Raw genomic sequence first — 21,261 nt, forward strand, 5'->3', positions numbered from 1 at the left:
CCCCCCGCCCCCCCCGCCGGGCGTGCCGCCCGGCGTCGGTGCGAGCTGACCCGCGGAGGCGTTCGTGGCAACACGCAGCCAGCGTGGGCGCATCCTCGCCGACCGTTACGAGCTCCGCGACCGGCTCGGCACCGGTGGCGCGGGCACCGTGTGGCGCGGCCACGACCGCGCGCTCGACCGTCCCGTCGCCGTCAAGCTGCTGCACGCCGAGCTGGCCGATGACCCCGATGCCGGGACCCGGTTCCGGATCGAGGCCACCGCGGCCGCCAAGCTGACCCACCCGAACGCGGTGCTGGTCTACGACCTCGGACGGGACGGGGACGACGACTACCTCGTGATGGAGCTGGTCGAGGGCGTCAACCTCGCCGACGTGCTCCGCGACGGACCGCTCGACCCCGACCAGGCCGCCGCGGTCGGCAAGCAGGTCGCGGGGGCGCTCGGCACCGCCCACCAGGCCGGCATCGTCCACCGCGACGTCAAGCCCGCCAACATCCTGCTCACGGCCGAGGGCGTCGCCAAGCTGGCGGACTTCGGCATCGCCCGTGCGCTCGGTGCCGCGACCTCCCGCCTCACCCGCACCGGGATGGTGCTCGGCACGGCGCGCTACCTCGCGCCCGAGCAGCTGCGGGACGATCCCATCGACGCCCGTGCCGACGTCTACGCGCTCGGCCTGGTCCTGCACGAGGTGCTGACCGGCCGTGCACCGTTCGGGGAGGGCAACGCCGTCGAGGTGGCCGCCCGGCGCCTCACCACGTCGCTCCCGCCGATCGACGAGCTCGTCCCCGATCTGCCACCAGGCCTCGACGAGGTCATCGACTGGGCGACCCGTATCGATCCGAGGGAACGCCCCGAGGACGGCGCCGAGCTCGCCCGTGCCCTGGCACCGTTCGCCGCGCCCCACAACCGTGGGCTCGCGGCGCGGATCGCGCAGGTCCCCGCGCGCAACACGACACCGGTCGCTTCCGATCGCATCGCACCCATCGACGCCGCTGGACCTGCCCCCGCCGCGCCGGATCGGCCGCTCGATCCCGGTGCTGACGCTGCACCCGCGCAGCAGCCCCTGGCCACCGACACCGCACCCGACGAGGACATCGGTTCGACGCGCGCGATCGACGCGTCGGACGGGAGCCTCGGACGCGTCCCCTCCGTCGCGGCGAGCCCACCCGAGGCCCGCACCGATGAGCAGGTCCGCGCTCACGACGCCACCTCGACGCTCGCGGCCCAGGGGTCCCCTGCCGACCCGGTCAGCGCGCCGCCGACGGGGCCATCGACCGCGCGGCGGTGGGTGTTGGCCGCGGTCGCGGGCGTCGCCGTCCTGCTCATCGCGATCGGGCTGAACACGGCGCTGACGGACCGGCCCGCCCCGGACGGCGACGCGGAGCCGACCGCGGGCGCCGGCGACCCGGACCGTGAACCGCTCGCCATCGTCTCCGGTGGCGACCACGATCCCGAGGGTGACCGCAGCGAACGCGGGGGCGACGTGGACTTCGCCTTCGACGGGGACCCGGAGACCTACTGGCCCACCGAGACCTACAACTCCGCCGACTTCGGAGGCTTCGACAAGGCCGGCGTCGGCATCTGGCTCGAACTGGAGACACCGACAGCGCTCGAGCGCGTCGAGGTCGAGCTGTCGAACGAGGGGGGCAGCGTCGAGCTGTGGGCCTCCCCCGAGGGGCCACCGGCCGACGACCAGATCCCCGACGGGTGGGGGACGCGGCTCGGAGGCGGTCCGGTCCCCGCAGCCCAGCTCCAGTTCCCGAACCTGCCGGACACCGAGGTCCGGACCGTGCTGGTGTGGTTCACCGATCTCCCCGAGGGAGGGCGCCGGTTCCGGGCCGAGGTGCGCGAGGTCCGCGTGTTCGGCCGCTGACGTGGGCGTGCACGACCGAACAGGCCACCGATCGTCGTCGCCCGCCGCGACCGCTACCGTCCCTCGGTGCGGCGGTCCGCGCTGAGCACCGCTGCACGGAGGAACCGTGGGCACGGTGGTGGTGACGGGAGCGACCGGTTTCGTCGGTGGACGCGTCGCGCGACGGCTGCGAGATCGCGGCGACGAGGTCATCGCCGCCGTGCGCCGACCGTCCGACGAACTGGCGGCGCTCGGCGTCGATCAGCGCACCGTGGCGCTCGGTGACCTCGAGGGCCTGCAAGAGGCCGGCCGCGAGGCGGCTGCCGTCGTGCACGCCGCGGCCGTCGCCGGACCGGACCGGGCCACGGCCCGCGCCGTGAACGTCGACGGGACCCAGGCCGTGGCAGGAGCTGCCCTCCTGTCCGGTCAACGGCTGATCCACGTCTCCACGACCTCGGTCTACGACCTCGCCGCCATCGGCGATCGCGAGGTCGTCGAGGACGACCCCCTCGTGGCCCGGGATGGCGAGGCGCCGCCGACCAGCAGCTCGGGCAACGCCTACGCGACGACCAAGGCGCTGGCCGAAGAGGTCGTCGAGCGCGCCGTGAGCACCGGTCTCGCCGCCACGATCCTGCGACCCCCGGCCGTGCTCGGTGCCGGGCCCACGTCGACCTGGGGCACACGGATCCCCGCACGCGTCCGCGACGGCGACGGTCCAGCCATCCACCGCGAGGGGACCTTCGGCTGGGTCCACGTGGAGGACCTGGTCGATGCCATCCTGGCCGCGCTGGACGCCGACGTCGAGGTGGTCCGCGGCCTCACGGTGAACGTGGTCGGCGGGCACGTGACCTTCGGGGAGTACCGCGACGCGGTCGCCGACCGGATGGGCGGCGCCCCACCCCCGCCGCCGGACCCGGACGTTGTCTGGCGCGGCACGTACGCCACCCGGCAGCTGGGGGCGAACCTGGACGTGCAGCCCGCTCGGACCTTCGAGGACGCCATGGACGAGATCGCCGACAGCTGGCCCGATGGAGGACCACGTGGCTGACGACACCGCGACCGCACGGACGGGCGAGATCCCGGTCGGGACCCCGGACCGGCCGGTGGGCGCCGGCTACCGACGAGCGGTCCCCCCCGGCATGAGCACCGAGTCCCGCGACCGGCTCCGGTGGCTCCTGCAGGACCCGGACCACTGGGTGCTGCGCAACAGCTGGGAGCGGTACCTGCGGACCGGCGACGACGCGCTCCTGGTCCGGACCGACGCCCTGACCCAGGATCAGCGGATCGCGGCCGCTGCGTGGCTGCGCCAGCAGCGGCACGCGATCCACCGGGCCATCGAAGGCGTGGACCGCGCCCCCGACGGATGGATCGAATCGCTCCCGATGATGCGCGCGTTCCTGGAACGCCGCGACCCCACGGGCGAGCTCGCCCAGGTCCCCCACCAGCCAGCCGGGCCCGAACCGGCGGTCGGTCGCCGCGGGAACTGAGCGGCGGCGTCCGCCCGTCCGCTCCTCCAGGGGCGGACGCCGGTCTCGGAAGGTGGCCTGAGCGGCGGCGGCGTCTGTCAGGCGATCGTGCCCGACCCGGCCAGCGCCCGGCGGATGGCCGCGATCCAGCGGTCACGGTCCGCGACCTTGAACGCCACGTGGTCCGCCACCTCGGCGTGGGGCAGGATCAGGAACCGCTCGTCAGCGAGCCCGCGGACGACCGCGTCGGCCACATCCTCGGGTTCGAGCACGGCCGACGCTCCGCGCACCGCCAGGGCGGAGGCGTTGCCCTCCTCCGCGGGCCCCTGCAGCAACGGGGTGTTGACCGCCTGCGGGCAGAGGGCGCTGACCTTGACGCCGCGGCCGCCGTAGGTCACCGCGATCCACTCGGCCAGCCCGACGGCGGCGTGCTTGGTCGCGGTGTAGGGCGCGTCCCCCGGCGTCGTCAGCAGCCCCGCGGCCGAGGCGGTCTGGAGCAGGTAGCCGGACCCCCGTTCCACCATCGCGGGTAGTGCTGCACGCGCCGCGTGCACGTGGGCCATCACGTTGATCCGCCAGAGCCGGTCCCAGTCCTCGTCGGGCGCGTCGAGGCCGGCACCAGCGCCGATGCCGGCGTTCGAGCAGAGCAGGTCGATCGGGCCGAGCTCAGAAACTGCGGCGGCGACCATCTCCTCGACCTGCTCGCGGTCACCGACGTCGACACGCCGGGCGAGGGCTCGACAGCTGTCCGTGGCGAGCTCGTCGGCGAGCGCGGTGACCGACGCCTCGTCGATGTCGGCGAGCAGCAGCGCGGCCGCGCCCTCGGCTGCGAAGCGCCGGGCCATCGCCGCCCCGATGCCGCTGCCCGCCCCCGTGATGACCACCACCGCGTCCCGTAGCTGCACGTCCGCTCCTCGAGAAGGTTCGGCGGGACGCTACCCCGCACCGGACCTTCCGACGGCGGGCGTCAGCTACCACGTCGTCGGGATCGGTCCCGGCGGGCAGGAGCACCTCGAGCCCCGGTGGGTCAGCGCGGCGACAGGGCGTGCATCGCGATCGCGCCCGCGGCGGCGACGTTCAGCGAGTCCACGCCGGCGCGCATCGGGATGCGAGCCCGGACGTGCGCGCCAGCGAGGGCATCCTCGGTCAACCCCGGCCCCTCGGCCCCGAGGACGACCGCGGTGGGCTCGTGCTCGAGCCCCGCCGCGAGGTCCCGCAGATCCTGGGCGTCGACGTCCGGCGTCAACGCGACCGTCGTGAACCCGGCTCCGTGCAGCTCGGCGAGCAGCGCGCTCGTCGTCCCCTGGGCGCGAGCGAACGGGACCCGCAGCACGTGCCCCATCGAGACCCGCACGCTGCGTCGGTACAGCGGATCGGCGCACCCGGGCCCGAGCAGCACACCGCCGTAGCCGAGGCCACGAGCCGAACGGAACAGGGTGCCGAGGTTCTCGTGGTCGTTCAGGCCCTCGAGGACCAGCAGCCGGCGGGTGCCGCCCGTGACCGCGGCGACCTGCAGCGGGGCGCGCCGCTCCCCGCACCCGAGCACGCCCTGGTGGAGCGGGAAGCGCACCAGCTCGTAGAGGACGTCCCGAGGGACCACGTACGCGGGCGCGTCCACCTCGACCAGCAGATCGCTGACCTCGCTCACCCGTTCCTCGGCCAGCAGCAACGACCGCACCCGGTAGGGCGAGGCGACCAGCTCGCGGACGGGGTTCGGCCCCTCGGCGATCAGCACCCCGCGCTGGTGCTCGTAGCGCTTGCGGAGCGCCGGGTCGGTGAGCGCGGCGTAATCCCCGAGCGTCGGATCGCTCGGGTCGGACAGGTGCACGAGGTCGGCCATGGCGGTAGCCAACCACGGATCGGGCCGGGCGAGCTCGCCGGGGGTGGGCATCCACCCCCGAGCTTCGGGGACGGTGAGCGGCCGAGGCGGGCGGAGCGAGCGACCTGGTACCGTGCCCAGCACGTCGCGTCCGCGCGACGACACGCGCGTCGCCCAGCTGCCCTCCCCCGGACCTCCAGGTCCGTCGAGGACCGGCCCTCGACGCGGATCGATCACCACCGAGCTCTCGGTGAGGATCGACCCCCCGGCTGCGTGTCCAACCACGCACCGATCCTCTCGTGCCCCCGGCGTCCGCGCCGACGTGCGCGCACGATCGCTGCTCGCCTCGGCCGCTCCCGGCCGAGGCGCCACCGCGCCCTCACAGCCCGGCGCAGGAACCGACGAGACCTCATGTCCCGCACCACCGCTCCCGCACGACCCGACTCCACCCCGGATTCCACGACCACCTTCGCCGACCTCGGCGTCCCCGCGGAGTTCACCCGCAAGCTCGACCAGCTCGGCATCACCTCGCCGTTCCCGATCCAGGAGCTGACGGTCGAGGATTCCCTCGCCGGTCGCGACCTGTCCGGCAAGGCCCCCACCGGCTCCGGCAAGACCCTGGCGTTCGCCATCCCCGTCGCGGCTCGCGTCGGTCGTGGCGCCCCCGGACGCCCGCGCGCCCTGCTGCTGGTCCCCACCCGTGAGCTGGCGACGCAGGTCAAGGAGACCATCCAGCCGCTGGCCGAGCTGCGCGGCCGCCGCGTCGCGACGATCTTCGGTGGCACCGACATCCGCAAGGACGTCAAACGGCTCCGCGCCGGTGTCGACATCGTCGTCGCCTGCCCCGGCCGTCTCGCCGACCTCGTCCGTCGCGGTGACATCTGCCTCGCCGACGTCGAGCTCGTGGTCCTCGACGAAGCCGACCGCATGGCCGACATGGGCTTCCTGCCCGAGGTCAAGCGCCTGCTGGACGCGTGCCGCGAGGACCGCCAGACGCTGCTGTTCTCCGCCACCCTCGACGGCGACGTCGACGAGCTGGTGCGTCGCTACCAGCGCGACCCGATCCGTCGCGAGGTCTCCTCGCCGGTCGAGGAGCGCGGCGACGTCCGCCACCTGTTCTGGCCCGCCGAGCGGCCGATGCGCCGCGCCGTGACCGCGAAGGTCCTGCGCGAGATGTCGCCAGCGATCGTGTTCACGCGCACCAAGCGTGGCGCGGACCGGCTCGCACGCCAGCTGGCCACCGACGGGATCTCCACCGCCGCCATCCACGGTGACCGCAGCCAGCGTCAGCGCGAGAAGGCGCTCCGCGAGTTCCAGAACGGCTCGGTCAGCACCCTCGTCGCCACCGACGTCGCAGCGCGCGGCATCCACGTCGACGACGTGGCCGTCGTCGTGCACTACGACCTGCCGGCCGACCACAAGGACTACGTGCACCGTTCGGGTCGCACGGGCCGCGCGGGCGCCGAGGGCGTCGTGGTCTCGTTCGTCGGTGACGAGGAGTCGACCGACGTCGACAAGATGCAGATCGCGCTGGACCTGCCCCGAGGCATGCACCACGTCGACGTCGACCTGCTCACCACCGACGACTTCCCGGAGCCGACCCTCCCCCACGTCCGTCCCCACCGCACCGGCGGGGCCAAGGGCAAGGGCGGCGGCGCACCGCGCACCGGCGGCGGTCGTCCGCGCGGGAGCGGTGGCCAGCGCAGCAACAGCGGTCGTGGCGGTGGCCCGAAGCGCGGCGACGGCGGCGGCCAGCGCAGCGGAACGGCGAAGCGGTCCGGCAACGGTGGCCAGCGCAGCGGCGGCAACCCCCGCGGTGGCGCCCGTGACAGCGGACGTCGACGCAGCGCCTGACCCGGCGTCAGCGATCCGTGGGGGGTCCGCCCTCCGCGGCTCGGCGCGCCCGGCGTTCGGCCGCTTCCTCGTCGGCCCGCCGCTTCGCGTCCTCCGGGGTCGGGGCGCTGCCCCCGAGGTGCGCCGGCTGCCACCAGGCGTCGTCCGGTGACGAGGGGGCCTGCGGGTACTCGTCCTGCAACCGCGTGACGAGCTCGCCGATGGCGGCCATGAGCCGCTCGTGCACCGCGACGGGGTCCTCGCCCGGCTCGTAGGCGACGGGTGGCCCGAAGACGACGGTCACGACCGCCTTCCGCGCGGGCGACGGCTTGCGCCCCTTGGTGTAGATCCGCTGGGTGCCCCAGACGGCTCCGGGGATCAACGGCACCCCCGACCCCACGGCCATCCGCACCGCGCCGGGCCGGCCGGGCAGGGGCACGAACGATCGGCTGATGGTGCCCTCGGGGAACATGCCGACCAGGTCGCCGGCGTCCAGCGCGTTCGAGACCTCGCGCATCGCCACGACGGTGTTCCCACCGCGATCGACCGGGATGTGGCCCATGGCGCGCATCAGCGGGCCGGAGAAGGTGTTGTCGAACACCTCGCGCTTGGCGACGAAACGCAGGCGACGCTTGCCCTGCTGGCGGACGCCGTACCCCGCGAAGACGAAGTCGAGGTAGCCGACGTGGTTGGTGGCCACGATGCCACCACCCGTGGCTGGGACGTGCTCCTCACCGGTGACGCGCACGTCCCAGGACATCGCCTTGAAGGTGGCGAGGACCGCACCGATGACGCCGGTGTACACGGGGTTCCCCACGAGCGACATCTCCCATGTGCGCGAGGCCGGGAACCTACCCGACCTCCGCACCCGGTCTCCCGCCCTCAGCGGCGGTGCGCGTCGCGGTAGCCGCCCGGCGTCGTCCCGGTCCACCGCCGGAAGGCGTGGACGAAGCTGGCGGGTTCCGCGAAGCCGAGGCGGCGGGCGGTCTGCTCCACCGACAGCCCTGCCTCGAGAAGCAGCTCGTGGGCCAGCGCCTCACGGACCTCGTCGAGCAGCTGCCGGAAGCTGGTCCCCTCCGCTTCCAACTGCCGTCGCAGGGTGCGTTCGGTCACGTGCCGGACGGCGGCGACCTCGACCATCGACGGGGGAGCCGAGGGATCACGGAGCAACCGCTGACGGACCGCACCCGCCGTCGCGGTACGCGCGTGCCGCGTCTCGAGCAGCTGCGCGCACTGGACTTCAGCGAGGGCCGCGGTACGGGCGTCCGCGCGCGGCAGGGGCAGGTCGAGGGTGTCGGTATCGAGCACCACCTCGTTGACGTCCGCGCCGAAGCGCACCGGGGCCCCGAACAGCTCCTCGAACGCACCCGGATCAGGTGGCGGTGGAGCCCGCAGGGAGACGCTGTGGAGGGGGACGGGGTCCCCGAACAGCTCGCGCTGCACCGTCCGCAGCGCGGCGGCGTCGCGCTCGACCACGAACGCGCGGACACCCACGGGCAGGTGCGCGTCCCCGAACACCACGCGGGCGTCCGGGGACCTCACCGCGATCTCGATCGTGGTCAGGGCGTAGGTCAGGCCGAGGTGGCGCGACCCGACGTCCAGGGCAGCCCGCAACGTCGGGCTCGACACCAGCGCGAACCCCCAGATCCCGTAGGTGGTGAGGTGGTAGCGCTGGCCGGCGGCGAGCCCGAGTCCCGGTGGCCCACCCGTCTCCGCGACGAGAGCACGAACCACCTCGAGCTCCTCGCCGGCGGTCACCTCCGCGTCCGGGGTTCCGAGGTCGCGGTCGCGCAGGCCCGCGGGTCCGAGCAGCCTCCCGGCCGGCACACCGTGCTCCGCGCCGAGCTGGACCAGTAGCTCGACGCTGGTGGCCGCTCGCCCCATCCCGAGGTCCACCACCGCCGCTCCCCTCCGTCGCCATCGTCATCCTCGCACGCCCGTGTCCGGAACGAACAACCACGTGTCCGGCCACGACAGGGTGCGATGGCGGACCAGGCTCTACCGTCCGAGGGCACCGACCGGAGCTCACCTGTGCCCACCGCCACCGCACCTCAGTCCAGCACCTCGCCTGCCCGGACGCGGACGCCCCGCGTCGGCATCATCGGGACCGGGTTCTCCGGCGTCGCGATCGCCGCCGAGCTCCAGCAGCTCGGGGTGCGCTCGTTCACGCTGCTCGAGAAGGCCGACGAGGTCGGTGGCGTCTGGCGCGACAACACCTACCCCGGTGCCGCGTGCGACGTGCCGAGCCACCTCTACTCGTTCTCGTGGGCGCCGAACGCCGATTGGTCGCTGCGGTTCGCGCCCCAGGCCGAGATCCACACCTACCTCCAGCGGGTCGCCCGGCAGCGCGGCCTGCTGCCCCACTGCCGCTTCGGGGTCGAGGTCCTGCGAGCGGTGTGGTCGGACGCCACCGCGACCTGGGACGTCCACCTCGACTCCGGCGAGGTGCTCGAGTTCGACGTCCTCGTCGCGGGGACGGGCCAGCTGAACCGTCCCGCCGTCCCGAACCTGCCCGGGCTCGAGGACTTCGCGGGCCGCCACTTCCACTCGGCGCGGTGGGAGCACGACGCCCCGCTCGACGGCGCGCAGGTCGTGGTCGTCGGCACGGGCGCGAGCGCCATCCAGTTCGTGCCCCACCTCGCCGAGCGCGCCGACCGGGTCACGGTGATCCAGCGGTCCGCGCCGTGGGTGGTCGCCAAGGGCGACCGCAGCTACACCGATCTCGAACGGACGGCGTTCGCGAAGGTCCCGGGTTTCGCCACCGCGCACCGGGCCTACCTCTACGTCCGCTCCGAGGGCCGCTGGCCCGCGTTCAGCGGCAACAAGGTCGCCGGCCGCGTCGCCACCGAGCTCGCGAAGCGACACCTGCGGCGTGGGGTGCCGGACGATCCGCAGCTGCAGGAGCGGCTGCTCCCCGACTACCCGATCGGGTGCAAGCGCATCCTGCAATCCAACGAGTGGTACCCCGCGCTGTCCCGACCGAACGTCGACGTCGTCGACGGTGGGGTGGCACGGGTCGAGGCTGACGCGGTGGTGTTGACCGACGGGACCCGGCTGCCGTGCGACACCATCGTCTGGGGCACGGGGTTCAAGACCACCGAGTTCCTCGCCCCGATCGAGGTCGTCGGCCGGGACGGCGCCGAGCTGGACGACGCCTGGCGCGACGGTGCCGAAGCCCACCTCGGCATCACCGTCGCCGGTTTCCCGAACCTGTTCCTCATGTACGGCCCCAACACCAACCTCGGCCACAACTCGATCATCTTCATGCTCGAGTGCCAGGCGCGGTACATCGGCCAGGTCGTACGCACCATGGTCGACCGCGGCCTGGCCAGCGTCGAGGTCGACGAAGGGGTCCACCGCCGCTTCAACGACTCGCTGCAACGGCGGCTGCGGGAGTCGATCTGGTCGGGGAACTGCGACAGCTGGTACGTCGATGAGAACGGCCGCATCGTGAACAACTGGGTGGGGACCACGCTCGAGTACCGCTGGCGGACGCGCCGGTTCGATCCGGCCGCGCACACGTTGGTCGCGCGGTCGCAGCTGCCGACCCGGACCGACGTCGACCCGTCCGCCGTCGCGCGCGGGCACGCGGACACCGACCAGCAGGTGCCGGCGTGACCCGGGCGAGCGACGGCACCGAGCTGACCCGCACCGAGGTGGCGGCACGCGCGTTCACCCGTGGGGTCGTGCGACGGACCCTCGACGGCAGCCTGTCGATGCCTGCGGCGCGCAAGCTGCAGGACGCGCTCGGCGGCAGCATCGGGACCCTCCGCCACCGCGTCGAGGTGCGCCACGGCCACATCGCCGGCGTCCCCGTCGAGGTGCTGCGCGCCCGCGGTCGGGCGGCACACCGGGAGGGCGACCCCCACGTGCTGCTGTACGTCCACGGCGGCGGGTTCGTCGTGGGTTCGCCTCGATCGCACCGGGGGCTCACCGCGGCGCTCGCCGGGGCCGCCGATGCGACCGTGGTCGTGGCGGACTACCGGCTCGCCCCCGAGCATCCCTTCCCCGCGGCCGCCGACGACGTCCGGGCGGTCCACGGCGCCCTGCTCGAGCGGGCACCACAGCGGCTGACGCTCGCCGGCGATTCCGCCGGCGGCAACCTCGCCATCGGGCTGGCGGTCGCCCTGCGCGACGCCGGGGACACCTCGATCGCTGCGGTCGGTGCGATCTCGCCCTTCGTCGACCTGACCACGCCCGAGGGCAGCTGGGACACCTCCGACGACCCCCTGCTCGTCCGTGGCGGCTTCGACGCCGTCGGCGACTACCTCGCCGGGGCCTACGACCCCACCGATCCGCTGGTCTCCCCCCGGTGGGCGGACCTGACCTCGCTACCGCCGACGCTGGTGCAGGTGGGCGGCGCCGAGGCCTTGCGTGACGACGCGTTCGCCTACGTCGACGCCGCGGCGGAGGCGGGCGGGGACGTCCACCTGCAGGTCTGGCCCGGCATGTGGCACGTCCACCAGGTGTTCGTCGGCATGCTCCCGGCCGCCGACCGTGCCGTGGCCGACCTCGGCCGGTTCCTGGCGACCGGTGCCCTGCCTGCGGACGCCCGCCCGGCTGGCCGTCACCGCTGACCGTCCGGACCCGGAGCGGCCCGGAACGGCCCGTAGGGTCGCCACCTCGACATCGACCGAAGCTGGAGAGCCACCTGTGGGTTGGAGCGAACGGGACGTACCCGATCAGACCGGGCGCACCGTCGTCGTGACGGGGGCCAGCGCTGGGCTCGGGCTCGAGAACACCCGGGCGCTGGCTGCCGCGGGAGCCCGCGTCGTGATGGCCACCCGGAACGCGACCAAGACGGCGGCCGCCGCGGACCGGGTCCGTCGCGCCGTGCCCGGCGCGGTCCTCGAGCAGGTCGACCTCGACCTCGCTGACCTCGCGTCGGTCCAGCACGCCGCCGCGGTCATCGCCGACCGCCACGATCGCATCGACGTGCTCATCGCCAACGCCGGGCTCATGGCGACCCCCGAGTCACGGACCGTCGACGGCTTCGAGCTGCAGCTCGGCGTCAACCACATCGGCCACGCAGCGTTCGTCGCCGCGCTCCTCCCCCTGCTGGACCGGGCCGACGATCCGCGCGTCGTGGTCATCTCGTCCGAGATGCACCGCGTCGGTCGTATCGACCTCGACGACCTGCACTGGGACCGGCGCCGCTACCAGCGGTGGCTGGCCTACGGCCAGAGCAAGCTCGCCAACCTGCTGTACGTCCGCGAGCTGAGCCGCCGCTGCGAGGCGGCTGCATCGCCGATCACGGTCGCCGCTGCGCACCCCGGGTACGCCGCCACCGAGCTGCAGACCAAGGGACCGTCGATGCAGGGCGGGTTGAGCGGTCGGTGGATGGACGCGGCCAACAACGTCCTGAACGCGATCATCGCCCAGCCGGCTGCCGAGGGCGCGCTGCCCCAGCTGTTCGCCGCCGTGGCCCCTGGGGTCGTGAGCGGCTCGTACTGGGGACCGCAGGGGTTGCGCGGGATGCGGGGCGCACCCGGTCCGGCGGGGCGCAGCAGCGCCGCGAAGGACGAGCGGGTCGCCCGCGAGCTGTTCGACCGGACCGAAGCGATGACCGGGGTCAGCCACGACCTGCCGGCGTGACTCGGCACGACCTCCCGACGTGACTCGGCCCACGGTGCGGACCGGCGCCGCTCGTTCAGGCGTCCGCGGCGGTGACCTCGCGGGTCCAACCGTGGGTGTCCTCGGCCTCGCCGCGTTGCAGGGCGAGCAGGGCGTTGCGCAGGCGGGAGGTCACCGGGCCGGGTTCGCCGCCGGTCACCTCGCACTCGCCGTCGTCGGACACGAGCGCGCCGACCCCAGCGAGGACCGCGGCCGTGCCCGACAGGGCCACCTCGCCACCGTCCCGGCACCAGGCGTACAGCTCGTCGACCGATACCGGTCGTTCCTCGACCTCCATCCCGAGGTCGCGAGCGAGCGTCAGGACGCTGTCGCGGGTGACCCCGTGCAGGAAGGAGTCGTCGAGCCCGCGGGTGACGATCCGGTCCTCGGATAGCAGCAGGGCGTTGGCGGCGCCGGTCTCCTGCACGTCCCCGTCGGGGGCGAACAGCACCTGGTCGACCTGGTGCTCGCGCTTCTTGGCCAGGGTCGGGCCGAGCGCCATCGCGTAGTTCGCGCCGGTCTTGATGCGCCCGAACTGTGGGGTCGTGCGGGGCAGCACCGTCTCGACCCAGAGCCGCAGCCCGCGGTCGCCGGTGAAGTAGTCCCCCACGGGCGAGGCGATGACGTAGAACAGCGCGTCGGTCGACGGTGCGGCCGCGGCGCCGATGTTCTCGAGCGTGCCGAGCAGCACCGGCCGCAGGTAGAGTGCCCCCGGTGCCTGTGGGGTGAGATCGATGTTCGCGGCGGTGACGCGGACGATCGCCTCGGTCACCAGCGCGGGGTCCGGCACCGGCAGGTGCAGACGCCGGGCGGAGTCCGCCATCCGGTCCGCGTGCGCGTCGACACGGAACAGCCGGACCTTGCCGTCGGTCCCGCGGTGCGCCTTCAGCCCCTCGAAGCAGGTGCTGCCGTAGTGCAGCGCGTGGGCGGCCGGGTGCATCGCGATCGGCGCCATCAGGACCAGCTCGAGGTCGCCGTAGGCACCGTCGACGACCGTGACCGTGGCCATGGTCGGGGCGAGGACCGTGCCGAACGCCGGGACCGGGGTGCCCTGAGCCTCAGCTGTCACGGGAGCGCTGGTCATCTGTCGTCACCTCGCACGGGTCGCCGAACCGTCGGTCCACGCTACCGCTCGGCGAGGGGGCACGCGGCCTCCGGGGACGGGCGTGGAGCCCGCGCACGGGCGCCTACCCTCGCCGCTTCGGAGAGGAGCGACCGTGGCCGACCGGTTCGTCGAGGAGCTCGGCGACGCGCTGCCCGCCGGTGCGCTCGTCACCGACCCGGACGTGCTCCAGACCTACCGCTACGACCGCACCGAGTGGATCGAGCCCGGCACGCCGCTCGCGGCCGCGTTCCCGACCACGACCGAACAGGTCGCGACGGCTGTCCGGGTCGCCGCAGCCCACCGGGTCCCGATCGTGCCCCGCGGAGCGGGAAGCTCGCTGTGCGGTGGGTCGTCCGCGATCGACGGGTGCCTCGTGCTCTGCCTCGAGCGCATGGACCGGATCGTCGAGATCGATGCGGTCGATCAGATGGCGGTCCTCGAACCGGGTGTCATCAACGCCGACATCTCGCTCGCCACGGCCGACGCGGGCCTCTGGTACCCGCCCGACCCGGCGAGCAAGACCTTCTGCTCGATCGGCGGGAACGTCGCCACGAACGCGGGTGGCCTGTGCTGCGTCAAGTACGGGGTGACCCGCGACCACGTCCTCGGTCTCGAGGTCGTGATGGCGGACGGGACGGTGATCGAGACGGGACGGCGCACCATCAAGGGCGTGGCCGGTCTCGACCTGACCCAGCTGCTGATCGGTAGCGAGGGCACGCTCGGGATCGTGACCAAGGTCCGCGTGCGCTTGACCCCGCTCCCGGAGGGCGCCGCGACGATGGTCGCCGTCTTCCCGACGCTCGGCGCTGCGGGGGTCGCCGTCGCGGACCTCGTCGCCAGCGGCCTGCAGCTGTCGCTGGTGGAACTCGTCGACCGGACCACGCTGCTCGCGGTCGACGACTGGCGCAACCTCGGTCTCGACCGGGACGCGGCCGCGCTGCTGCTCGTGCAGTCGGACTCACCGGTGCCGCTGCGGGGCACCGAGGTCGCACGCGCGGCCGAGCTGTGCGACCGGGCCGGTGCGACCTACACCGCCGCGACCGACGACGCCGACGAGGCCGAGATGCTGCTCCAGGCGCGGCGGCTGGCGATCCCCGCGCTCGAACGCCTCGGCGACACGCTGCTCGACGACGTCGCCGTCCCGAGGTCGAGGATCCCGGACCTCGTCGGCCGCACCGAGGACATCGCCGCTGCCCGCGACGTCACGATCGGGACCTTCGGCCACGCCGGTGACGGCAACATGCACCCCACGATCGTGCTGCCCCGCGGGGACCAGGACGCGCTCGTGCGCGGCAAGGCGGCGTTCAACGACATCCTCGAGGTGGCGCTCGACCTCGGCGGCACGATCACCGGCGAGCACGGCATCGGCATCGTCAAGCAGCCGTTCCTCGAGCGCGAGATCGGCGCCGGCAGCCTCGCCGTGCAGCGGTCGATCAAACGGGCGCTCGACCCGCACGACCTGCTCAACCCCGGCAAGTGGCTGTGACCCGCAGCTGACCCCGGGCCTCGATCGCGCAACGTCCTGGGTCGCAACTTCCTGGGCCGCAGCCCAGGAAGTTGCATCAGCTCGCCCGTACGAAACGGTTCCGGCCGCAGCGGTCGCAACTCCCTGGGCTGGAGCCCAGGTTCCGTCACGACCGTCGGGGATGAGGGGGTCAGCGCTGGGTCGAGCGGCTCCGGGTGCGCATCGCCGCGGCGGCCAGGGTCAGGCCGAGGAGGAGCACGATCGACCCGTCACGGAACGGGGTGACGTCGGTGACCGCTCCCACCAACCGGCCCTGCTGACCGGGTGCGTCGTCGCGCCCGCCGCCGGTGCCGCCACCCTTGCCCTTGCCGTTGCCGTTCCCCTCGCCAGGTTCACCGGGGTCGCCCGGGTCGCCCGGGTCGCCCGGGTCGCCGGGGTCGCCGGGGTCGCCCGGACCGCTTGGGTCGCCGCCAGCGCCGATCTCGTCGGCCACCGCCACGTAGAGCGCCTCGAACTCCTTCGGCGCGATCGAATCCGCGGGGTCGTTGCCGAACCGGACGCCCACCATGTCCAGGGCGGGTGCGACGCCGATCCGTTGCGTGCCGAAGCCCTGGGCGGTGTAGCCCTCGGACCACCGCATCCACTGGTAGCCGCGAGGGCCGCCGGTCTCCTCGGAGTAGTCCGAGGAGGCCTCGACCCAGGGTTCGGGGACGACCTGCTCACCCTCGAGGTTCCGGCCGCCGTTGCGGAACAGCTCACCGAAGCGGATGGCGTCCTTCGCGGTCACGAACAGCCCCATGGAGGCGAAGGCGTCACCCTGACGGTCCACCATGATGAGGGCGTCGCTCTCCATGCCGGCCGGCTGCCAGATCTTGTCGGACAGGATGGTCGAGTAGGGGTCGTCGTAGATGGTCTCGAGCAGCCAGGCGAGCATCTGCGTGTCGGCGCTGTTGTACCGGTGGTGCACGCCGGGGTCGGACACCCGCGTCAGCTCCAGCAGGTAGTCGTTGCGGGTCATCCCGTACAGGCCGTTGGTGTGGAAGTCGAACCCCATGAGGACGAGCTGTTCGGGCTGGTGCACCGGGACGTCGACCCAGTAGATGCCGGACTCCATGTGGAGCAGATCCTCGACGCTCGTGCCCTCCCAGGCGGTGCCCGCGGCCTCGGGGATGTACTCCTCGATCGGATCGAGGACCGACTCGACGAGGCCCTCGTCGACGGCGATGCCGACGAGCGCGGTCGTCACGGACTTGGTCGCCGACCACAGCTGGTGACGTGTGTCCGCCGTGAACCCGTTCTGGTAGGCGTCGAAGATGAACTCGCCATCGTGCGCGAAGGCGAGCGCGTTCGTCGCCCCGTCGGCCATGTACTGCTCGATGGTGCGGGTCTCGCCGTTGATCTCGTAGGTGACCTCGCTCAGATCGACGGGGCGCTCCGGCATCGGCGTCGCCTGCGGATCGGACTCCACGACCTCGGTCGGCAGGATCACGATGGCGGTCGTCGCATCGATCGGCAGCAGCAGGACCGCGACCTCACCGTTCGCGGTGTCCTGACCCTTCTTCTCCAGGTGCTGCGGGTCCGTCAGCAGGCCAGCGCGTGCGCCGAGCAGGCTCACCAGCGGCGCGACGCCGGGCGTGAACTCGTGCGGGGTGGGATGCAGTCGACCGAGGTGCATCCCGATGACGTCGTCCGCTCCCTGCGGGGAGGTGGACAGGGCCTCGAGCGCGGTCTCGGGGTCCGGGGGGAGCGACATCATGATGCTGCGGTTCGCGATGTTCGGGATCTCCTCGAGCAGGATCATCCCCTCGTCCGGCGGCTCCTGCGCCGAGGCGACCCCGGCGACCCCGGCGACCCCGGCGACCCCGGCGACCCCGGCGACCCCGGTGACCCCGAGCGTCGCAGCGAGGATGCCGGCCATCAGGCTCGAGGTGCGCGTGTTCACCGCTGGACTCCCGCGTCGTCGGTCACCCCCGCCTTGTTCGACGCCCCGACGGTGGGTCCCTCCACCGGACGGTTCGGAGCTCCCGCTGCGTGCGGCAGGGCTGCGAAGCTCAGCTGATCGCGATCAACGCCGGTACCGAGGCGACGTGGAGCGCCACCAGCACCGCTCCGGCGGGACGGGTCACGACCGGCCGGCGCGACAGCACCAGCGCCGCGACCCCCGTCACGACCGCGGCCGCGGCGACGACCGCGAGGCCCGCACCGTCGACGGGGAAGCCGTCGCCCCGTGCCGCACCGACGAGCGCGGAGGTCCCGACGACCATCAGCGCGTTGAAGGCGTTCGATCCGAGCAGGTTGCCGAGGAGGATCTCGACCTGGCCGCGACGGGCGGAGGCGATCGCCGTCGCCAGCTCCGGCAGCGAGGTCCCGACCGCCACGAGCACCGACCCGATGACGATCTCGGGGAGCCCCGCGCGTTCGGCGAGGACCGTGGCGCCACCGACCAGCAGCTGCGCGCCGACCAGCACCCCGATCAGACCGCCGAGGATGCGGAGGCCGACGAAGCGTTCCGGCACGGGCAGCGGGACGTCGGTGGCCGGCTCGCCGCTGCGGGCGGTACGGACCTGCCAGACGACAGCTCCGAGGAGGGCCAGGACCAGCAGCGCCCCCTCGACCGGTCCGATCCCACCGCGCATCGCGACCGCGAGGAGCAGGAGACTGGCGATGCCCGCGATCAGCCCGTCACGTCGGGGTGCCTGGTCGCGACGACCGGCGATCGGAGCGACCAGCGCCGCGACGCCGAGGATGAGCAGCAGGTTGGCCACGTTCGATCCCGCCGCGTTGCCGAGCGCCAGGTCGGGCTGCCCCCCGGACGCGGCGATGACCGAGGTGACGAGCTCGGGCAGGGAGGTCCCGAAACCGACGATGACCGCGCCGATGACGGCCGGCGACCAGCGCCGGTGCAAGGCGAAGGACTCCGCACCAGCGACGAAGGTGTCCGCGGCGCGGACCAGGATCACGAGACCGACGACCAGCGCCAGCACGGCGAGCGGGAGCGACACGGGCGATCGACCTCGAACTGGCCGGGGATGCCGGCGGCGGACCGGCGGACGGTAACCGGTTCCGCTCCTCCGACCACGACGACGTACGGTCGAGCGCACGTCCCTTCCCCGACCTCGCGAGGCCACCCGTGTCCGCTCGCCAGTACGACGTCGTCCTGCTCGGAGCCACCGGGTTCACCGGTGGCCTCACCGCCGCGCACCTGGCGCGCCGGACGGCCGGGACCACCGTCCGCTGGGCGATCGCCGGGCGCAACCGCGACAAGCTCGAGGCGGTCGTCGCGGACCTCCCGGGAGACGGGCCGGCGATCGAGGTGGTCGACGTCCACGACCCGGAGGCGATGACCGAGCTCGCTGGTCGCACCGAGGCGCTGGCGACCACGGTGGGACCGTTCGCTGAGCACGGCCTGCCCGTCGTCGAGGCGTGCGTCCGGGCCCGTACCGAGTACGCCGACATCACCGGAGAACCCGCCTTCGTCGCCGACGTCCGCCGACGCTTCGACCAGGGAGCGCGCGACGCCGGCATCCGCCTGGTGTCGTGCTGCGGTTTCGACTCGGTGCCCCACGACCTCGGCGTCGGCCTCGCGGTGGAGCACCTGCCCTCCGACGCCCCGCTGACCGTACGCGGGTACGTCGAAGCCGACGCCCGCTTCAGCGGCGGCACCGCCCGATCCGCGGTCGAGGCCATCGCCTCCCGGCAGCTGCCGTCGAACCGGGTCGAGGGCGAACGTCAACGCGAGGTGCGCAGCCTCCCGGCTCGCATCCACCGCATCGACCCCGCGGTCGGCATCGACGGCTACGGGGTCCCGCTGCCCACCATCGATCCGGCCATCGTGCTCCGATCCGCGGCGGCGCTCGACGGGTACGGGTCGAAGTTCCGCTACGGCCACTTCGCGCGGGTCCGCACCCTCCCGGTGGTCGTCGGCGGCCTCGCCGGCGTCGCCGCGTTCGGCGCGCTCGCTGCCCTGCCACCGACGCGGGCACTGCTCGACAAGCTCCTCCCGGAGTCGGGCGAGGGCCCGTCCGCCGAACGCCGGGCCCGCAGCACGTTCTCGGCCACCTTCCACGGCACCGGCGGCGGCCAGCAGGTCGTCACGCGCGTGAGCGGCGGCGACCCGGGCTACGACGAGACCGCCAAGATGCTCGGCGAGGCGGTCCTCAGCCTGGCCCAGGACGGCCCGACCGGACACGTTGGCGCCGTCACCCCGGCGCAGGGTCTCGGGACCGGCTACCGCAAGCGCCTGGAGGCCCAGGGACTGCGGTTCGAGGTCCTGACCTCCTCGTGACCGGAGCGACCGGAGCGACCGGAGCGACCGGAGCGACCGGAGCGACCGAGGCGGGCGGGCAGCGACCGCAGCGCACACGCGCCGCGGTGGCTGCCGAGCTCGCGGACGTCGAGCGTTACCTGGTGGAGGTCCCCCCGCACAGCGGTGGGGGCCGCGACCAGCTGGCGGCGCGACGTGCCGCGCTCCAGCGGGAGCTGGCCGCCCTCTCCGAGGACCGCCGCACCTGACCTCGAGCAGCGCTCCGTCACCGCGTTTACGACGTCGGTTGCCACACCGCTCCTCCGGCGTGCGAGGCTCGCGCCCCCGACGTCGATGAGACGAGGAGTCACCGTGAGCTGGACGTCACCCGAGGGCAAGGTCGTGGTCGTCACCGGGGCCTCGAGCGGTATCGGTGAGGCCACCGCCCGCCGGCTGGTCCGTGTCGGCGCGACGGTGGTCGCCGTGGCACGTCGGGACGACCGCCTGACCGCGCTGGCCGACGAACTCAGCTCCGAGCGGGGCCGCCTGGTCCCCCACGCAGCTGACGTGACCGACACCGCTGCCGTCGATGCCCTGGCAGCTCGGGTCCGCGACGAGTTCGGTGCCTGTCACGCCCTGATCAACAACGCCGGCGTCGGCGGCGGCGCGTTCGTCGGGCGCGACGACCTCGACGACGCGCTCCACACGCTGGACGTGAACCTGCTCGGCACCGTGCGCTGCCTCGCCGCGTTCGCCGACCTGCTCGAGGCGTCCGCCCCGGCGCGGGTCGTGAACGTCGCGTCGGTCGCTGGCAAGCTCGGGATCGGCCCCGCTGGCTACGCGGCGAGCAAGTTCGGCGTCGTCGGTCTCTCCGAGGCGCTGTCGCTGTCGTGGGCGTCCCGCGACATCACCGTCTGCCAGCTCAACCCCGGGTTCATCGTCACCGAGGGCTTCCCCCAGGCCCACCTCACCAGCGGACCGATGGCCCGGCTCGTCGGCGAGCCCGACGACGTCGCGGCCCGGATCGTCGAGGTGCTGCGGACGGGCGTGCCGGAGCGCACCGTCCCGAGCTGGTACCGGTCGTTCGTGGCGCTGCGTCACCTCGCACCGCCGGTCTACCGGGCCGTCGCCAGCAGGATCGACCGGGCAGGTGGCGACCGCAGCGAGTGACCAGCGGCCGTCCGGCCCCCGTCCGGACGGTCGGCCGTCGCCGGTAGCCCCGACCGTCGGACCCGTGCGGACACCTGACGAGGACGCTGGGAACCGGCACGGTGGCAGCCGAGGTCCTCCCGTGCGTTCACGGGACGGCCCCAGCCCCTCCGACGAAGGAACCTCCGTGCACCTCGACAGGATCCCCGACCTCCTCACCGACCAGGTCGACCGCGTCCGTGACCGCACCGCTGAAGCGGTCGGCTCGAACGAGGGCTCGGTCCTGCGTGAGCTGAGCAAGCTCGGCCGCAAGCTCGACGGCACCGAGAAGCACCTCTCGGGGCGTCTCGACGACATCGCTGCGGCGACCGCCGGCGCCGGCGAGCGTCTCGATGAGCTCGAGGCCGAGTCGATCGGTACGACCTGGCCGCGACGGCTGTTCTGGATCACCGTCGGTCTGGGTGCCGGCGCCGCCGCCGCCTACCTGGCTGACCCGGACCGCGGGCAGCAGCGCCGTCAGGAGATCGTCGGACAGGCCCAGGACCGGGTCCAGACGGTGACCGACGACGTCAGCCAGCGCGCTCGCAGCGTCAAGGACGAGGTCGTCGACCGCGCCCAGGACGTCAAGGACCAGGCGGTCACCAGCGCCAAGAGCGTCGCCGAGGAGGCGCAGCACGCCGCCGAGGACGTCAAGGACGAGGCGCAGCACGCCGCCGAGG

Annotated in this window: 18 protein-coding genes and 1 pseudogene; 12 read left to right on the forward strand and 7 right to left on the reverse strand. The window is 73.4% G+C overall.

The features are described from left to right. Window positions 1-64 precede the first annotated feature (64 nt). The 3 genes from WEB03_RS07250 (at window position 65) to WEB03_RS07260 (ending at window position 3,336) form a co-directional block, all read left to right on the forward strand. Window positions 65-1,870 (forward strand): protein kinase, encoded by a 1,806-nt coding sequence (locus WEB03_RS07250; protein WP_368070279.1) that lies wholly within the window; start codon window positions 65-67, stop codon window positions 1,868-1,870. Between the two features lie 106 nt (window positions 1,871-1,976). Next, window positions 1,977-2,897, forward strand: coding sequence for an NAD-dependent epimerase/dehydratase family protein (locus WEB03_RS07255; RefSeq protein ID WP_368070280.1), 921 nt, complete (start codon window positions 1,977-1,979; stop codon window positions 2,895-2,897). Beyond that, on the forward strand, window positions 2,890-3,336 hold the full coding sequence (locus tag WEB03_RS07260; protein WP_368070281.1) for a hypothetical protein: 447 nt from the start codon (window positions 2,890-2,892) through the stop codon (window positions 3,334-3,336). The genes WEB03_RS07255 and WEB03_RS07260 overlap by 8 nt, the downstream gene beginning before the upstream one ends. A gap of 77 nt (window positions 3,337-3,413) precedes the next feature. Here WEB03_RS07260 and WEB03_RS07265 read toward each other — a convergent pair whose 3' ends face one another. Further along, window positions 3,414-4,220 carry an SDR family oxidoreductase gene (locus WEB03_RS07265; RefSeq protein ID WP_368070282.1) on the reverse strand — a complete coding sequence of 269 codons (807 nt, stop codon included), beginning with the start codon at window positions 4,218-4,220 and terminating at the stop codon, window positions 3,414-3,416. Window positions 4,221-4,342: 122 nt separating this feature from the next. Next, window positions 4,343-5,206: a TrmH family RNA methyltransferase gene (locus tag WEB03_RS07270; RefSeq protein WP_368070283.1), complete on the reverse strand. Its 864-nt coding sequence runs from the start codon at window positions 5,204-5,206 to the stop codon at window positions 4,343-4,345. A 339-nt stretch (window positions 5,207-5,545) separates the two neighbouring features. Here WEB03_RS07270 and WEB03_RS07275 point away from each other — a divergent pair, with 339 nt between their 5' ends. Further along, a complete protein-coding gene (locus WEB03_RS07275) occupies window positions 5,546-6,988 on the forward strand; it encodes a DEAD/DEAH box helicase (RefSeq protein ID WP_368070284.1) in 1,443 nt (480 codons plus the stop codon). A gap of 7 nt (window positions 6,989-6,995) precedes the next feature. Here WEB03_RS07275 and WEB03_RS07280 read toward each other — a convergent pair whose 3' ends face one another. Beyond that, window positions 6,996-7,784: a lysophospholipid acyltransferase family protein gene (locus WEB03_RS07280; RefSeq protein WP_368070285.1), complete on the reverse strand. Its 789-nt coding sequence runs from the start codon at window positions 7,782-7,784 to the stop codon at window positions 6,996-6,998. Window positions 7,785-7,849: 65 nt separating this feature from the next. Then, complete coding sequence (locus WEB03_RS07285; RefSeq protein ID WP_368070286.1) at window positions 7,850-8,866, reverse strand: AraC family transcriptional regulator; 1,017 nt, start codon at window positions 8,864-8,866, stop codon at window positions 7,850-7,852. A 132-nt stretch (window positions 8,867-8,998) separates the two neighbouring features. On the opposite strand from WEB03_RS07285, the gene WEB03_RS07290 reads away from it, so the two are divergent. The 3 genes from WEB03_RS07290 (at window position 8,999) to WEB03_RS07300 (ending at window position 12,562) form a co-directional block, all read left to right on the forward strand. Then, window positions 8,999-10,585: a flavin-containing monooxygenase gene (locus WEB03_RS07290; protein ID WP_368070287.1), complete on the forward strand. Its 1,587-nt coding sequence runs from the start codon at window positions 8,999-9,001 to the stop codon at window positions 10,583-10,585. Continuing rightward, on the forward strand, window positions 10,582-11,544 hold the full coding sequence (locus tag WEB03_RS07295) for an alpha/beta hydrolase (protein WP_368070288.1): 963 nt from the start codon (window positions 10,582-10,584) through the stop codon (window positions 11,542-11,544). Before WEB03_RS07290 ends, WEB03_RS07295 begins: the two co-directional genes overlap by 4 nt. A gap of 76 nt (window positions 11,545-11,620) precedes the next feature. Next, entirely contained in the window at window positions 11,621-12,562 is a 942-nt protein-coding gene (locus WEB03_RS07300) for an oxidoreductase (protein WP_368070289.1), read from the forward strand. A gap of 55 nt (window positions 12,563-12,617) precedes the next feature. Here the strand turns inward: WEB03_RS07300 and ilvE are convergent, their stop codons facing one another. Beyond that, window positions 12,618-13,664: a branched-chain-amino-acid transaminase gene (gene ilvE / locus WEB03_RS07305; RefSeq protein ID WP_368070290.1), complete on the reverse strand. Its 1,047-nt coding sequence runs from the start codon at window positions 13,662-13,664 to the stop codon at window positions 12,618-12,620. A 133-nt stretch (window positions 13,665-13,797) separates the two neighbouring features. On the opposite strand from ilvE, the gene WEB03_RS07310 reads away from it, so the two are divergent. After that, entirely contained in the window at window positions 13,798-15,171 is a 1,374-nt protein-coding gene (locus tag WEB03_RS07310; RefSeq protein WP_368070291.1) for an FAD-binding oxidoreductase, read from the forward strand. Between the two features lie 169 nt (window positions 15,172-15,340). Here WEB03_RS07310 and WEB03_RS07315 read toward each other — a convergent pair whose 3' ends face one another. Both WEB03_RS07315 and WEB03_RS07320 read right to left on the reverse strand, forming a co-directional pair. Continuing rightward, complete coding sequence (locus WEB03_RS07315; RefSeq protein WP_368070292.1) at window positions 15,341-17,092, reverse strand: serine hydrolase domain-containing protein; 1,752 nt, start codon at window positions 17,090-17,092, stop codon at window positions 15,341-15,343. Between the two features lie 109 nt (window positions 17,093-17,201). Continuing rightward, window positions 17,202-18,152: a sodium:calcium antiporter gene (locus tag WEB03_RS07320; protein WP_368070293.1), complete on the reverse strand. Its 951-nt coding sequence runs from the start codon at window positions 18,150-18,152 to the stop codon at window positions 17,202-17,204. A 128-nt stretch (window positions 18,153-18,280) separates the two neighbouring features. Between WEB03_RS07320 and WEB03_RS07325 the strand changes: the two genes are divergently transcribed. From WEB03_RS07325 to WEB03_RS07340, 4 genes and pseudogenes are all read left to right on the forward strand, one after another. After that, the gene (locus tag WEB03_RS07325) at window positions 18,281-19,435 is read left to right on the forward strand and encodes a trans-acting enoyl reductase family protein (RefSeq protein ID WP_368070294.1); all 1,155 of its coding nucleotides are present in this window, start codon (window positions 18,281-18,283) and stop codon (window positions 19,433-19,435) included. An 86-nt stretch (window positions 19,436-19,521) separates the two neighbouring features. Further along, on the forward strand, window positions 19,522-19,662 hold the full coding sequence (locus tag WEB03_RS07330; protein WP_368070295.1) for a hypothetical protein: 141 nt from the start codon (window positions 19,522-19,524) through the stop codon (window positions 19,660-19,662). A 103-nt stretch (window positions 19,663-19,765) separates the two neighbouring features. After that, window positions 19,766-20,563, forward strand: coding sequence for an SDR family NAD(P)-dependent oxidoreductase (locus tag WEB03_RS07335; RefSeq protein WP_368070296.1), 798 nt, complete (start codon window positions 19,766-19,768; stop codon window positions 20,561-20,563). A gap of 166 nt (window positions 20,564-20,729) precedes the next feature. Beyond that, a pseudogene (locus WEB03_RS07340) lies at window positions 20,730-21,261 on the forward strand (hypothetical protein); the annotation flags it as partial.

Origin of the sequence: Nitriliruptor sp., from assembly GCF_040882075.1 — a bacterium.
GTDB lineage: Bacteria > Actinomycetota > Nitriliruptoria > Nitriliruptorales > Nitriliruptoraceae > Nitriliruptor.

What these genes read in the sequence shown, in the direction of transcription:
- WEB03_RS07270 (WP_368070283.1), bottom strand. Translation starts at nt 5,206, where the DNA reads ATGCCCACCCCCGGCGAGCTCGCCCGGCCCGATCCGTGGTTGGCTACC.
- WEB03_RS07275 (WP_368070284.1), top strand. Translation starts at nt 5,546, where the DNA reads ATGTCCCGCACCACCGCTCCCGCACGACCCGACTCCACCCCGGATTCC.
- ilvE (WP_368070290.1), bottom strand. Translation starts at nt 13,664, where the DNA reads ATGACCAGCGCTCCCGTGACAGCTGAGGCTCAGGGCACCCCGGTCCCG.